This window comes from Streptomyces sp. NPDC060049 (assembly GCF_042736715.1).
Classification (GTDB): domain Bacteria; phylum Actinomycetota; class Actinomycetes; order Streptomycetales; family Streptomycetaceae; genus Streptomyces.
The window spans coordinates 333,168-348,525 of record NZ_JBHWVV010000008.1; the positions used below are offsets into that span (position 1 = coordinate 333,168).

General features: G+C 74.3%; 8 protein-coding genes. 1 reads left to right on the top strand and 7 read right to left on the bottom strand.

Features of this window, described 5'->3' with window-relative positions; genetic code table 11:
• Positions 1-43: 43 nt before the first annotated feature.
• The 3 genes from ACFWBY_RS17800 to ACFWBY_RS17810 form a co-directional block, all read right to left on the bottom strand.
• The gene (locus tag ACFWBY_RS17800) at positions 44-715 is read right to left on the bottom strand and encodes a GNAT family N-acetyltransferase (protein WP_385340042.1); all 672 of its coding nucleotides are present in this window, start codon (positions 713-715) and stop codon (positions 44-46) included.
• Between the two features lie 32 nt (positions 716-747).
• Entirely contained in the window at positions 748-2,610 is a 1,863-nt protein-coding gene (locus tag ACFWBY_RS17805) for an IucA/IucC family protein (RefSeq protein ID WP_385340044.1), read from the bottom strand.
• Positions 2,611-5,633: 3,023 nt separating this feature from the next.
• On the bottom strand, positions 5,634-6,953 hold the full coding sequence (locus tag ACFWBY_RS17810; protein WP_385340065.1) for a diaminobutyrate--2-oxoglutarate transaminase family protein: 1,320 nt from the start codon (positions 6,951-6,953) through the stop codon (positions 5,634-5,636).
• Between the two features lie 757 nt (positions 6,954-7,710).
• Between ACFWBY_RS17810 and ACFWBY_RS17815 the strand changes: the two genes are divergently transcribed.
• A complete protein-coding gene (locus tag ACFWBY_RS17815; RefSeq protein ID WP_385340046.1) occupies positions 7,711-8,880 on the top strand; it encodes a trypsin-like serine peptidase in 1,170 nt (389 codons plus the stop codon).
• A 119-nt stretch (positions 8,881-8,999) separates the two neighbouring features.
• Here ACFWBY_RS17815 and hflX read toward each other — a convergent pair whose 3' ends face one another.
• From hflX to dapF, 4 genes are all read right to left on the bottom strand, one after another.
• The gene (hflX, locus tag ACFWBY_RS17820) at positions 9,000-10,508 is read right to left on the bottom strand and encodes a GTPase HflX (protein ID WP_385340048.1); all 1,509 of its coding nucleotides are present in this window, start codon (positions 10,506-10,508) and stop codon (positions 9,000-9,002) included.
• A 206-nt stretch (positions 10,509-10,714) separates the two neighbouring features.
• Positions 10,715-12,163, bottom strand: a complete 1,449-nt coding sequence (locus tag ACFWBY_RS17825; protein WP_385340050.1) for a M1 family metallopeptidase — start codon at positions 12,161-12,163, stop codon at positions 10,715-10,717.
• Between the two features lie 76 nt (positions 12,164-12,239).
• The gene (locus ACFWBY_RS17830) at positions 12,240-14,321 is read right to left on the bottom strand and encodes a RelA/SpoT family protein (protein WP_385340052.1); all 2,082 of its coding nucleotides are present in this window, start codon (positions 14,319-14,321) and stop codon (positions 12,240-12,242) included.
• Between the two features lie 140 nt (positions 14,322-14,461).
• The gene (gene dapF, locus ACFWBY_RS17835) at positions 14,462-15,337 is read right to left on the bottom strand and encodes a diaminopimelate epimerase (RefSeq protein ID WP_385340054.1); all 876 of its coding nucleotides are present in this window, start codon (positions 15,335-15,337) and stop codon (positions 14,462-14,464) included.
• Between the last annotated feature and the right edge of the window lie 21 nt (positions 15,338-15,358).

Genomic DNA, 15,358 nt, shown 5'->3' on the forward strand with positions numbered 1-15,358 from the left:
CGGGTGGGTGTGCGTGTGTGATCCGGGACGTGCGGAGCGGCACTCAGAGGAGATTGCGCAGCGCCCGCTCGCGGATCATCAGCGCCGCGCGCTTGCCGGGCAGTTCGATCTCCGTGGAACAGCGGAAACCGGAGTTCAGGAAGGCTGATACGGAGGGGGTGTTGCGGATGTCCGGTTCGGCGATGACGCGCATGCAACGAGGGTGGTTGTCGAGCACCAGGTCGGCGACGGCGCGCAGGAGCATGGTGCCCAGACCGCGGCCGCGGTTCGTGCCGTCCCCGATGAGCAGGTGGATACCCGTGTCGTGGGGGCGCGCCCGGTAGTGCGCGGAGAGCGGGTCGAGGTCGGCCCGGTAGATCTCCCAATAACTCATCGGCGTGCCGTTGAGGAGGCCGAGGCAAGGGATGCTGCGGCTGCCCCCGTCCAACTGTGCCCGCACGTGGGCGGCGGTGACGGCGGCGGGGCCGGCGAGTTCCCAGTAAGCAGCCACATCCGGGTCGTTCATCCACCGGGCGAGCAGGTCCAGGTCACGGTCGAGCCGTAGGGGTTCCAGGCGGAAGGCTCCGGCGCGTGTGGTGATGCAGCCCCAGCCCGCCGGGGAGTCGAGCAGATCCGCTTCGGCGAGCAGGGGCAGCTGCCGGGCGGTGAGATGCGGCGCGGCGGTGCGGGAGGCATCGGTGTGGGGCGCATCGGTGTGGAAGGCGGTGGAGGGCATCGAGGGCTCTTCTCCGTGTCGGTACGGACGCGTCAATCGTGAAGGGGGTTGGCGATGGTGACGTAAACGGACTGGGTGTCGACGGGGCCGACCAGCTCGTCGAGGTTTCCCAGGCGGGTGAGCAGATTCGCCTTGCAGCGCAGGGTGGGCGAGTCGAGCAGCCGCGCAGGGAGCGGGCCCAGGCCCTTGGCTTTGCCGAGGAAGCGGCGGAAGGCGGCGAGCAGGACGCGCTCGTCGGCGAGCCGCTGGGACCCGAAGGCACCGATGAGGCCGAGCACGTTGTTGATGCCGAGGTAGTAGGCGAACCGTTCATCGGTCACCTCGTCGGAGACGAAGGTGTCGCTGGCGGAGCCGATGCCGGCGAGGCGGCGTTCGAGTTCCGCGCGGCGTGATTCACGGAAGTAATAGCCCTGGTTGTCGCGGTAGCGGCCGCCGACCGGCCAGCCGGCCGGGTCGAGGAGGACCAGCGTGTTCTGCTGGTGCGCTTCGAGGGCGATGCCGGCGAGCGCGTCGAAGGCGAGGACGGGCAGGACGACGTGGTCGAGATAGCGCAGGAACCACTCGGCGGAGACGGCGGACGTGGTCCGTCCGGTGGTCGCGGCGAGACGCGCGACGGTCTCGGCGAGACGGGAGGTCATGGTGGTCCGCCCCGGCCACGGGCGGGGTGCGGTGAGTGCGGCGATGCAAAGGGCGTCGTCGTCCGGGCGGAAGGGGTTGTGGCGGAGCATGACGTCGAGCCCGGGGACGGGGGTGCCGTCCGGGGCGTCTACGGCGACCCAGGCGGGGTCGCGGACGATGTCGAAGCCGGGGTGGGCGGCTTGCCACTGCTCGGCGAGGCCGGTGCGGAGCAGCCGGTGCACCTCGACGCCCCGGTGGAGTTCCTTGCGGAGGTTCTCACGGCGGGAGTTGGTGATGCGCAGGCCCAGGGAGAGCTTGAGCATCGCGGGGGCACCGGGCCGGTGGACGGTACGGATGGAGGAGGTGGGGTACCAAGGCTCGCCGTACGGGCCCAGGTCGTGCAGGAGTCCGGCGTCGCGAAGGGCGGCGACCGCGGGACGCTGCAGCAGGTCACGGGCCTGCCAGGGGTGAAGGGGAAGGGGGGTGGCGCCGTCGGGCACCGAAAGGCCGGGGGCGAGGCGGCCCAGCAGTCGGGCGGCGGAGACCGGGCGACCCCGCTCGGTCCAGGCAGAGTCGGTGGCGAGGGCGGCGGGCTCGACCGCCATCCAGTGCAGGGGGAAGGAGCCGTGCAGTTCGGGTGAGTAGCAGCGCACTTCGGCTTCGGAGAGGCCTTCGCGGCTCTTCGGGGTCGGATGCAGCGGGTGGCCCAGGAGGAGGGACTGTTCGGCGGTGAGGAACCGGTTCGCGGCCACGGGGCTCGGGGCGGCCGGGCGCCGGCGGCGGTCGTCGATGAACTCGGCGGTCCGGTGCACCGAGTCGGCGACCCGGCCGACGAGGTCCGCACTACCGAGTGCCGCACTGGCGGGCGCGGCATCGGCGGCCGCGGCGCTGCCTTCGCGGGAGATCAGCGCGGCGAGCGTGACGGCGTCCACTGCGGGGGCGGCGGCGGGGGCGCCTTCGATCCGGGCCGGGCCGAAGCGGTGCCAGCCGGCTGCGGACCAGTAGCGGACGGCGACGAGCAGCGCGGCGCCGGTCGCGGGCAGGGGAACGCGCAGCACGGGACCGGCCGGTTGACCGAGTCCGGTCTCGCGGACCCAGCACCGCAGGAGGCCCTCCACGGTCGCGGCCTCGGCGGCGACCCGGGGTTCGGGGTGGTCCAGTGGGTCGCCCGCGCCCGCGCGGGGTCGTACCGTGCCGTCCTTCTGCCGCGGCACGGTGGCGGTCTCCCCTCCGGGCCGCGGCTCGGCCGCCGGCCACGGCATGCCCTGGCCGGGCATGCCCGGCAGGGACTCGGCGGTCAGCCCGGCGGGCGGAGCGGGCCGGTCCCCGGATGCCGGTAGGGCATCCGGGGGCCCGGATGGGCCCGGGGAGGTGGTGTCTTGCGCGGGCGGTTCGCAGGCGCCGGACCACGTCGGAGACGGCTCGCGGCGTGCGGAGGTCGCCGCGTCCCCGGTGGACCCGGGCGTTTTCACGGCGCCGGCGGCCGGAGCCGGCGGAGCCCAGGACCCAGCGGGGGCGGGCGACTGGGCGGGCCACCCCGGCAATGCCCCCGGCCGTGCTGCCTCCGACAGCCCGTCCCGCTGCCCCTGCCCCGCGGTGGGCGCAGCCGGGTCGGCGGCGCCGGAGGGCGCCGGACAGGGCCCGACCGGCGGCGGCGCCGCGGTCCCCGCGGCGAGACTCGAAGCGGGCCGGGCTTCCGGCGCGGCTGGGAAAGCCTGGGCTGCCGCATCAGACCCAGGGGGCGAGACGACGGGGTCAGGCGAGGCGGTACGGTCCGCCGCAGATGGGGTGCCGGAGGGAGTCGCCGGCGCCGGACCCGACAGCGGTGTCCTGGATTCGCTGCCGGCGGCGGCGGCCCGGGCGCCGATGTCCGGTGCTGCCGCGCCGGAAGCAGTCGGGGGCAGCGCGGCCGGGCCGGACGTGGTTGCCGGCATGCCGGTATGAGGGGGCGTGGCGAGCGCGGGCCCACTCCAAGCGGCCGGCACGGGGGCCGGGGCGGGGGCCGACGGAGCTGCCGCCCCCACGGGAGTGGCGGCGGCCGGGACGGGCTCCGTGCCCGCCCCGGCCGGGGTGCGGTAGGTAGCACCCGACGGGGGCAGGGGCTCGGCAGACGCGGTCGGGGGCCGCTCGGAAGTAGGGGACCCGGACGGCGTCGGCAGCATCCCGTCGGCGGCCGCCGAGGTGAGGGCTGCCACGTCACCAGCGGACCGAACGCGGGAGTCGACAGGGGCGGCCCGCCGGAGCGCGAGCCCAGTCACGGCGGCCCGGTCCGGGTCCGGCCCGCCCGACACCGACGGCTCGGTCCCGCCCGGAACGGCCGACGCGGAAGTCGACATCGTCAACAGCGACCCGCCCGGCAGCGCGGAACCCGACAGAGTCGGCCATCGACCGGAAGCCAGAGCCCCGGCGGAGGCCGACAAGGCGGACTGCGCTTCGCCGGTCACAGCGGCTACGGGTGCCGACAGAGTCTGCTGCGGGCCCCCCAGCGGCAGTAGCCGGCGGGCCGAGACCCCGACCCCGGCAGAAGCCGACGAGGCGGACTCCGCTTCGCCCGGCTCGGCGGGTACGGGGACCGGCTGAGTCTGCTGCGGGCCGTCCGGCGGCAGCAGCTGGCGGGCGGCGACTCCGACCCCGGCCGAGGGCGACAAGGAGGGCTGATCTTCGTCGGACACAGCGAGACCGGGAGTCGGCGGGGTCGGCAGCGGGATGGCCGGGATCGGGGCGGAGACGGCAGTATCCGGCCTGGATGGCGCGAGGCCGGGTGCCTCAGACCCGCCGGGGGCCTCCAGGGACGGCAGAGGCCTGCTCGGCGCGGCATGCGCAGAAGCCGACGGGGACGGATCGCCCAGCGCAGCCGCGGGCTGAGGGGACGCGGCAGCGTGAGACGGCGATGCTTCGAAGTCAGGCACTGCGGCACCATCCGGAAGTGGCAGGGGCGGCGAAGCCTCGCCCGGTGAGGCCACCGCCTGAGGCCTCGGTGACAGCAGGGACCCGGCAGGCACGGTAGGGCGCGGCGACACCGGCAGAAGGGCGAAAGCCTCAGCCGCGCTGGAGGCCGATACGGAGGGCAGAGGGCCGCCGGACATCGTCGGCGCGGAGGACGCCAACGCCGTCCCGGACGCGCCCAGCGCAGTCGCGGCCGGGGCGGCGGGCGACGCCCACAGGCCGGGCCCGGCGGCCGCGCCCCCGGCTGCGACCGGCGAAGACGGCGAGGTCGGCGAAGCTCCCGCCGACCCGGGCCGCGCGGGAGTCGCAAGCGGCGGCAGTGGCCCGTCCGGCGTGGCCGAGTCGGGTGACTTCAGCGCAAGGCCGGCGGGGGCCGGAAACAACGGCAGAGCAGTGTCCCCCGCGACCTGCCCGCCCGGCGTAGGCGTCGGGAAGACTCCGCCCGTCCTGGCCTGCGCGAGCGGAGGCAGCCCCACAAAACCGGGCGCGGCCTGCGCGGAAGGAGGCGTCCAGGCGCTGCCCGGCGCGGTCAGGCCGGGCCGCCCGCCCGGCGGAAGGGGTGTGGAGGTTGGGGGGGCTCCGTTCGGCAAGCCCGGTCCGCCCGGCGCCGGAGGCGGGGATGCGCTGCTCGGTCCGGGAGGGGGTGGCGTCGGGGAAGCGGCGTCCAGCGCGGCCGGGGTTGCGGGCGGACCTACGACTCTCGGAGGGGCGGCCGGGATCGGGGCAGCCGAGGCCACCGGGACGGGGGCGGCCAAGGCGGGGCCAGCCGGGACGGCTGGGGCAGCCGGGGCCACCGGGACGGCCAGGGCAGCCGAGGCGGGGGCGGCCGGGGTAGGGGCATCCGGGGTCACCAGGAGGGGAGCGGCCAGGGCGGGGGCAGCCGGGGCTACCGGGACTGGGGCGGCCAGGGCGGGGGCCGCCTGGGCCGCCGGGACGGGGGCGGCCAGGGGAGCCGGGGCCACCTGGACGGGGGCGGCCGGCACCGGGGCCATCAGGACGGGGGCGGCCAAGGCGGAGGCCACTGGGGCAGCCGGGACGGCCGGGGCGGGGGCGGCCAGAGTCGGGGTCGGGGCAGCCGAGGCCGGCGCCACCGGGACGGGGGCGGCCGGGACGGCCGGCGCAGCCGGGGCGGGGGCGGCCGGGACGGCCGGCGCAGCCGGGGCGGGGGCGGCCAGGGCCGTGGCAGCCGGGGCGGGGGCGGCCAGGGCCGTGGCAGCCGGGGCGGGGGCGGCCAGGGCCGTGGCAGCCGGGGCAGCCCAGGCCACCGGGACGGCCGGGGACGCCGGGGCGGGGTAGGCCGGGGGCCGGGGGGGCTGTGGGAGGCCGGGGTGGATGGGGTCGGGCATGGGGGTCCTTAGCGGCGGGTGGCGGCGGGGATGGCGTCGGCGAGGCGGTCGAGGACGGCCGCGGCCTGTTCGTCGGTCAGGGTCAGCGGAGGCAGGAGGCGGACGACGCTGGAGTGGCGGCCTCCGAGTTCGACGATCAGGCCCCGGTCCAGGCACGCCTGGCGGACGGCCACCGCGAGGGCGGGCGCGGCTTCGCCGGTGTCGGGGTCGATGAGTTCGACGCCGATCATCAGCCCGCGGCCCCGTACGTCCCCGATGGCGGCGTGGTGCGCGGCCAGGCCGCGCAGGGAGGCCAGCATCCGCGCGCCCAGGACCCGTGCGCGGTCCGCGAGGCCGTTGCGCCGGACGTAGGCCAGTGTCGCGGTGCCCGCCGCCATGGCCAGTTGGTTGCCTCGGAAGGTCCCGGCATGGGCTCCGGGAGCCCACTGGTCCAGCTCCGCCCGGTACACGATGACCGCGAGCGGCAGGCTGCCGCCGATGGCCTTGGACAGCACCATCACATCGGGCACGACCCCGGCGTGGTCGACGCCCCAGAAGGCTCCGGTCCGCCCGACCCCCGTCTGGACCTCGTCGGCGATGAGCGGGATCCCCCGCTCCGCCGTGATCTCCCGCATCGTGCGCAGCCAGGCGTCCGGGGAGGGGTGGACGCCTCCCTCGCCCTGGACGGGTTCGACGATCATCCCGGCGGGCGGGGCCACTCCGCCCTTGGGGTCGTCCAGCAGGGACTGCGTCCAACGGGCCGACAGTTCCGCCCCCTCGGCGCCGCCGACCCCGAACGGGCAGCGGTAGTCCTGCGGATACGGCAGCCGGGTCACCCGTACGTCCCTCGCACCGCCCGAGGCCTCCAATGCCCCGGCGGTCATGCCGTGGTAGGCCCCGGTGAAGGCGAGCAGTCCCGACCGGCCGGTGGCGGTGCGGACGAGCGTGAGTGCGGCTTCCACGGCGTCCGTACCCGCCGGGCCGCAGAACTGGATGCGGGCGTCGGCGGCCAGCCCGGCGGGCAGGTTCGCGAAGAGCTCCGTGGTGAAGGCGTCCTTGACCGGAGTCGCCAGGTCCAGGACGTGCAACGGCGCCCCGGAGTCGAGCACTCCGCGGATGGCTTCGAGCACCACCGGGTGGTTGTGGCCGAGGGCGAGGGTGCCGGCGCCGGAGAGGCAGTCGAGGTAGCGCCGTCCGTCCGCGCCCTCGATGGTCAGTCCGCGGGCGCGGACCGGGACGATGGGCAGGGAACGCGCGTACGTCCGCGCGGCGGACTCCCGTTGGGCCTGCCGCCGCAAGATGCCCTCACCCGACGCCGCAACCGGCCCCGCGGCCCGACCCGCTACCAGCCCCGCGGCCGGCGACGCACCAGGCCCCGCGGCCCGACCCGCAACCGGCCCCGCGGCCGGCGGCTCGACCGGATCCGCCGCCCGACCCGCTACCAGCCCCGCGGCCGGCGACGCACCAGGGCCCGCGGCCCGACCCGAATACGGCCCCGCCGCCCCACCCGAATCCAGCCCCGCGGCCGGCGACGCCACCGGATCCGCCGCCCGACCCGCTACCAGCCCCGCAGCCGGCGACGCACCAGGCCCCGCGGCCCGACCCGAATACGGCCCCGCCGCCCCACCCGAAACCGGCCCCGCGGCCGGCGACGCCACCGGATCCGCCGCCCGACCCGCAACCAGCCCCGCGGCCGCTCCCACCATGCCCCCGGCGTCCGGGACCGCCTCCGGCCCCACGTCCGTACCAGGTCCCCGGCCGGCCTGCGGTCCCCGGCCGGCCCGGGGCAGGACGTGCGCCGCGGCCTCGGCCTGCCCGCTCGTCAAAGCCACGGATGTCGCTCCTCCCGCACGGTTCTCTCCCGGAGCGCGCCTCGAACACCAACGCGGCTCCCCCATCCCCCGTGCGTACCAACGACGGTGGCGGCGGCGGATCACGGGTACCCCCAAGATCCTTGTCCCGCGCGGGGATTCGGCCCCCGCCGGCGGAACCGTCGCCCCGGCCTGTGCCGTCCCCCTCGGCAGCGGCATAGTGGGGTGCTGCAACCCAGGCGCCATCCAGGCAGCCACCCATGCACCATCCCGAACCACCAGGGGGATTCACGACATGCGACCGATCCGACCGGTCACCGCGATCCTGTGCTCGGCCGCGCTCGCGCTGACCGCCGCGGCGTGCGGGCCCGGCGACGGTGAGACCGACGCCAAGCCGACCGTGGCGGCGAGCCTGCCCACCAGCCTGGACGGGGTGAAGATCCCGGACAGCCTCAAGGACAAGCTCAAGGAGCACGGCATCGACCTGGAGAAGTGGAAGGGGGGTGCGTGGAAGGACTGGAAGAGGGAGGACTGGCTCCGCGAGGCGGGCGACTACATCAACCCGATCATCGAGGACCTGTGGGACCCGGACCGGATGCGTGATGCCGACAAGACCCCGCAGCCCCCGGCCGTCGACCCCGACGCGGGCAAGGACCAGGGCGTGACCGATCCCGTCCCGGCCCCGGTGGCGGCCAAGGCCGTGAACCCGCCCTACCACCAGAGCGTCCCGGCCTCCGGCAAGGTCTTCTTCGACGGCCCCGAGGGCTCGATGGTCTGCTCGGCGACCGTGGTCAAGGACCCGGCCCACCCCGGCAAGTCCAACATGGTCTGGACGGCCGGCCACTGCGTGCACGCGGGCAAGTCCGGCGGCTGGTACCGCAACATCGCCTTCGTCCCGTCGTACAACAACGCGGGCAAGCCGGCGGCCGCGCTCAAGGGCGCGCCCCGGGAGCAAGTGGCCCCCTACGGCGTGTGGTGGAGCGACTGGGCGCAGACGTCCGACCAGTGGATCGCGACCGGCGGCCCGACCGGCGGCGCGGGCGCTCCGTACGACTTCGCGGTGCTGCACGTGACCCCCGAGAAGGGTGGCGGCAAGTCCCTGGAGGAGACGGTCGGTACGGCGCTCCCGGTGGAGTTCACCGCTCCGACCACGCCCAAGATCGCGAACATGACGGCCACCGGTTACCCGGCGGCCGCTCCGTTCGACGGCCAGAAGGCCTTCCAGTGCACCGACAAGCCGGGCCGGCTGGCGCTGAACACGACCGACCCGGCGATGTACCGCATCGGTTGCACGATGACCGGCGGTTCCTCGGGCGGCGGCTGGGTCGCGGCGGGCGCCGACGGCAAGCCGGCGCTGGTGTCGAACACCTCGATCGGCCCCGCGAAGGCCGGCTGGCTGGCCGGGCCCCGGTTGGGTCCGGAGGCGAAGGGCATCTTCGACGCGGTGAGCGGCAAGTTCAAGTAGCCGGACGGTCCCCGGTCTCGTGACCGGGCGGCGGTCCCGCGAACGTACCGCATGACAGGAGAGGGCCCCCGCACCGCGGGGGCCCTCTTCGTGTGCGGCGCGACCCGGGGGCCGCCGCGTCAGTGCTTCGCGAGCACGTACGGAGCGAACTCCGCCGCCAGTTCCGCGTGCACCCGCGCCTTGAGCAGGGTGCCCTCCGCGATGTGCTCCTCGGAGATCACCTCACCCTCGGCATGCACGCGGGCGACCAGGGAGCCGCGCGTGTACGGCACGACGGCCTCGACCTCGATCGCCGGCCGCGGCAGCTCGGCGTCGATGAGCGCGAGGAGTTCCTCGATGCCCTGGCCGGTGCGCGCCGAGACGGCGATGGAGCGCCGTTCGATCCGCAGCAGGCGCTGGAGGACCAGCGGGTCCGCCGCGTCCGCCTTGTTGATCACCACGATCTCGGGCACCTTGACGGCGCCGACCTCGCGGATGACCTCGCGGACCGCCGCCAGCTGCTCCTCCGGAGCCGGGTGCGAGCCGTCCACGATGTGCAGGATGAGGTCGGAGTCGCCGACCTCCTCCATCGTGGAGCGGAACGCCTCGACGAGGTGGTGGGGCAGGTGCCGGACGAAGCCGACCGTGTCGGCCAGGGTGTAGATCCGGCCGGACGGCGTCTCGGCCCGGCGCACGGTCGGGTCGAGCGTGGCGAACAGCGCGTTCTCCACGAGTACGCCCGCGCCCGTGAGACGGTTGAGCAGCGAGGACTTGCCTGCGTTGGTGTATCCGGCGATGGCGACCGAGGGCACCTTGTTGCGGCGCCGTTCCTGCCGCTTGATGTCGCGGCCGGTCTTCATCTCCGCGATCTCCCGGCGCATCTTCGCCATCTTCTCGCGGATCCGGCGCCGGTCGGTCTCGATCTTGGTCTCACCGGGGCCTCGGGTGGCCATGCCGCCACCGCCGCCGCCGCCCATCTGCCGGGACAGCGAGGCACCCCAGCCACGCAGGCGCGGCAGCATGTACTGCATCTGCGCGAGCGCGACCTGTGCCTTGCCCTCCCGGGACTTGGCGTGCTGGGCGAAGATGTCGAGGATGAGGGCGGTCCGGTCGACCACCTTCACCTTGACGACGTCTTCGAGGGCGATGAGCTGGCCGGGGCTGAGCTCGCCGTCGCAGACGACGGTGTCGGCGCCGCTCTCCATGACGATGTCGCGCAGCTCGCGGGCCTTGCCGGAACCGATGAAGGTGGCCGGGTCGGGCTTGTCGCGGCGCTGGATCACGCCGTCGAGTACGAGTGCGCCCGCCGTCTCGGCGAGGGCGGCGAGCTCCGCGAGGGAGTTGTCCGCGTCCTGCGCCGTGCCGGAGGTCCACACGCCCACGAGTACGACCCGCTCCAGGCGGAGCTGGCGGTACTCGACCTCGGTGACGTCCTCGAGTTCGGTGGAGAGGCCGGCCACGCGGCGCAGGGCCGCGCGCTCGGAGCGCTCGTACTGCGCGCCGTCCCGGTCACCGTCGACCTCGTGGCTCCAGGCGACGTCCTCTTCCATCAGGGCGTCGGCCCGAAGGCTCTCGGTGAAGCTCTGCGAGTCCGCCGCAGTCTGTGCGTCGTCCCGCGCGTCCTGGGAAGGGGAAGAAGAGGAGGTCATTGGATCCTTACGTCGTATTCGAATGCGTCCGCGTCAGGCGAAGCGGAGCCAAGGCCAAAGCTACTCCCGCGCGTGACATAACACTGTCACGTCCAACGCGTGACACTCCCGGGAGATTCCCCGGCTGCCCGCGCGAAGCGGAGCCCCCGTCGCGCGGAGCCCCGGAGAACGGCCTCGTCGATGGTGGCATGCCCGTTCCGCACGCGTCACACGCTTTTCGGGCCGCTCCACTCGGGATGCCCCGGCATGGCCGGCGTCTTCTTCCCGTACAGCCACGGCTCCAGGAAGGCCCCCAGGTCGCGTCCCGCCTCCTCGGACGCCAGCCGTACGAAGTCCTGCGTGCCCGCGACCGCGTCCCGGTGCTCGCTCACCCAGCGACGCTCCACGCGGTCGAAGGCCTCGGCCCCGATCTCCTGCCGCAGCGCGTACAGGATCAGCGCGGCCCCGTCGTAGACCGCCGGCCGGAACAACCCGATCTTCTGGCCCGGGGCGGCCGGCTTCGGCGCGGCCGGCGGCCCGCCGGCCGCGCGCCACTGGTCCGAGCGCTGGTACGCCTCGCGCATGCGCCGCTCCAGGGAGTACTTGCCGAGGCCGTCCGCGTACAGGGCTTCGTACCAGGTGGCGTGGCCCTCGTTGAGCCACAGGTCCGACCAGGCGCGCGGGGTCACGCTGTCGCCGAACCACTGGTGGGCCAGTTCGTGCACCATCACGGACTCGACGTACCAGTCGGGATATCCCCCGCTCCCCGCGAACAGTCCGCTCTCGAACAGCGACAGCGTCTGCGTCTCCAGCTCGAAGCCGGTCTTGGCCTTCGCGATCAGCACCCCGTAGTTCTCGAAGGGGTAGCGGCCGACCCGTGCCTCCATCCATTCGATGTGCCCGGCCGTCTTCTTCAGCCACGGCTCCAGACGTTCCCGGTCGGCCGCAGGGACGACGTCGCGCAGCGGCAGTCCGTGCGGCCCGGTGCCGTGCACGACGGCCGAGTCGCCGATCGAGACTTGGGCCAGTTCGGTGGCCATCGGATGCAGGGTCCGGTACGACCACGTGGTCGCGGTGCCCGTCCGGTGGGCCGGGAACATGCCCGGCAGGCCGTTGGCGACGGCCGTCAGCCCGGCCGGCGCGGTGATGCGGAAGGTGAAGTACGCCTTGTCGGCGGGGTGGTCGTTGCACGGGAAGACCCGGTGGGCGGCGTCGGCCTGGTTGGCCATCGCCAGCCCGTCCTCGGTGACCACCCAGCCGCCGTCGCCGCGGCCGCGCGGATCGCTGGTGTGCCGGATGGCGATGTGCAGGGCGGAGTCGGCGGCGACCGGCCGCGCGGGCGTGAGCACGAGGTCCTCCCCCGCGCTCGCGAACTGCGCCGGCTCCCCGTTGACCTCGACGGAGGCCACTTTTCCGTGGGTGAAGTCCAGGTTGACGGATTCGAGCCGCGTGAGGGTGCGCGCGTCGATGACGGTGACCGCGTCGAGGGGGCTGCTGTTGTTCTTGTACGCGAAGGACAGGTCGTACGAGAGCACGTCGTAGCCCGGGTTCCCTAGCTCCGGGAACAACGGGTCGCCGATGCCGAGCGCCTTGGGCGGGGGCAGGACCGCGGCGACGAGGGTGAGGGAGGCCGCGGCCAGCAGGGCGGCGCGCAGGCGCGGGGAGGTGGGCTGCATCCACTACCGCATATCAGCGCCCGCCACCTTCCCGCGCCCGGCGCGCGGACGGCTCCACTCGAACGGGTCGGGCGGGCTACGCCCGGCTGACGTCGTAGACGCCCGGCACGTCCCGCATGGCACGCATGAGGGCCGGGAGTCCCGCCGCGTCGGGCAGCTGGAGGGTGTAGGAGTGTCGGACCCGCTGCTCGACGGGCGGTTCCACGGTCGCGGAGACCACTTCGACCCCCTGGCGGGCGATGGCCTCGGTCAGATCGGCGAGCAGGTGCGGGCGGCCGAACGATTCGGCGAGCAGGGTGACCCGGCAGTCCGCGGTCGCCCGCCAGTGCACGGCGACGGGGGTGCGCCCCACCGCCCGCATCTGGGCCACCGTCGCGCAGCGCACCCGGTGCACGGTGACGACGCCGCCCCGTACGACGAACCCCTCGACCACGTCCGGTGGCACCGGCGTGCAGCACCCCGCGAGCCGCACGGTGGCGTCCGGCAGGTCGGCGACGGCGTTGCCGCCACCACCCCGGGCCCCCACCACGGACAGTGGCGCCCGCGGCGCGGCCGCGGCGGGCCCGGCGCCGTCGGGATGGGACTCCAGCCAGCTGCTGATGGCGATCCGGGCGGCCGGGGTCCTGGCGTGGTCCAGCCAGTCGGCGGCCGGCCCGGAGGAGGCGTCGTGGGAGAGCAGCAGTTGGACGGTGTCCCCGTCCGAGAGCCGGGAGGACAGGGAGGTCAGGCGCCCGTTGACCCGGGCGCCGATACAGCCGTGGGCCGCCTCGCCGTGCTGCGCGTAGGCGGCGTCGATACAGCTGGCGCCGGCCGGCAGGCCCAGCGTGCCGCCGTCGACCCGGAACACGGTGATCTCGCGGTCCTGCGCCAGCTCGGAGCGCAGCACGTTCCAGAAGGTGTCGGGGTCGGGCGCGGACTGCTGCCAGTCGAGCAGCCGCGACAGCCAGCCGGGCCGCGTCGGGTCCACCCGCTCCTCGTCGCAGTCGGCCGGCTCGGCCGCGGGCGGGGCCGTGTACGGATTCCCGAGCGCCACCACCCCCGCCTCCGCGACCCGGTGCATCTGCCGGGTCCGCACGATCACCTCGGCGACGTACCCCTCGGGCGTGGCGAAGGCCGTGTGCAACGACTGGTAGAGGTTGAACTTCGGGGAGGCGATGAAGTCCTTGAACTCGGAGACGACCGGGGTGAAGCAGGTGTGCAGCTCCCCGAGCACGCCGTAGCAGTCCGCGTTCTCGGCCACGAGGACCAGCAGGCGGCCGAAGTCGGACCCCCGCAGCTCCCCGCGCTTGAGGGCGATCCGGTGCACGGAGACGAAGTGCCGGGGCCGCACCACGACTTCGGAGGCGATGCCGGCCTCGCGCAGGACGGTCCGTACGGAGTCGGCGATGGCGGGCAGCGGGTCGCGGTCCCCCGCGTGGGCCGCGATGAGGGCGCGGGTGTGCTCGTACTCCTCGGGGTGCAGGATCGCGAAGACCAGGTCTTCGAGCTCCGTCTTCAGGGCCTGGACGCCGAGCCGTTCGGCGAGCGGGATGAGCACGTCCCGGGTGACTTTGGCGATGCGGGCCTGTTTGTCGGGGCGCATCACCCCGAGGGTGCGCATGTTGTGCAGCCGGTCGGCGAGCTTGATGGACATCACGCGGACGTCGTTGCCGGTGGCGACGAGCATCTTGCGGAAGGTCTCGGGCTCGGCGGCCGCCCCGTAGTCGATCTTCTCGACCTTGGTGACGCCGTCGACGATGAAGCAGACCTCCTCGCCGAACTCCTCGCGGACCTGATCGAGGGTCACGTCGGTGTCCTCGACGGTGTCGTGGAGCAGGGAGGCCGTCAAGGTGGTGGTCTCGGCCCCGAGTTCGGCCAGGATGAGCGTGACGGCGAGCGGATGTGTGATGTACGGCTCACCGCTCTTGCGCATCTGGCCGCGGTGCGAGGTCTCGGCGAGCAGGTACGCGCGGCGCAGTACGGACAGGTCCGCGTCCGGGTGGTGGGCGCGGTGCGCTTCGGCGACGTGGCCGATCGCGTCCGGCAGCCGGTCCCTGGACGTGGGGCCGAGCAGTGCGGCGCGCCCAAGTCGTCGCAGGTCAAGCCTGGTTCGGCCCCGTCTGCGGAGTTCTGGGCGCTCTTCGGGGCGTGCTTCGGGGTTCGTGGCCTCTGCACTCATGGGCACCTCCGGCGGCTTCGACCGGCGGTGGCGGGCATGGGGTGCGCCCTCAGGGCCGGTGCCTGATGCTACCGACCCCACCACGTGGCGCAGTCCACCTCTCGCTCAGCGTGAAACGGATCACCCATTAGAGGGAGGCTCTAGACGAAAGCCGTTTCGGCGAGCCAGGCGGGATCGAACTCGCCCTCGGCCACGATGACGGCGGGTCCGGTCATCTCGATCCGCCCGTCGGGGTGTTCGGTGATGTGCAGGGTGCCGCCGGGCAGATCGACGGTGTACGTGGCGGGCGCGCCGGTGACGGCCGGGTCCGCGCCGTCGCGGCGGATGGCGGCCACGGCGACCGCGCAGGCACCGGTGCCGCAGGAGCGGGTCTCGCCGGAGCCTCGCTCGTGGACGCGCATGGCGACGTGCCGGGGGCCCCGGTCGACGACGAACTCGACATTGACCCCGGTCGGGTAGGCGGACGCCGGGCTGTACGGGGGCGGGTCCAGCAGCTTCCCGGCGTCGTCCAGGCTGTCGACGAACGCCACCGCGTGCGGGTTCCCCATGTTGACGTTGCGCGCGGGCCAGGAACGGTCTCCGACGGAGACGGTGACCTCGCCGTCGGGCAGCTCGGCGCGGCCCATGGAGACGGTCACGTCACCGGCCTTGTCGAGGTGCACGCGCTTGACGCCGCCCCGGGTGGCGACGGCCAGGTCGCCGGCCTCGGCGTGGCCCGCGTGCTGGAGGTAGCGGGCGAAGACACGAACGCCGTTGCCGCACATCTCGGCGACGGAGCCGTCGCTGTTGCGGTAGTCCATGAACCACTCGGCCTCGCCGGCCATGTGCGCCGCCTCGGGGTGCGCGGCGGAGCGGACGACGTGCAGTACGCCGTCGGCGCCGATCCCGGCCCGCCGGTCGCAGAGCCGGGCGACGGCGGACGCCGGCAGCTCGATGGCGTTGTCCGGGTCCGGGACGATCACGAAGTCGTTCTCGGTGCCGTGGCCCTTGAGGAAGGAGAGGCTCGTCTGCGTCACCCGCCCATGGTACCGAGCCGC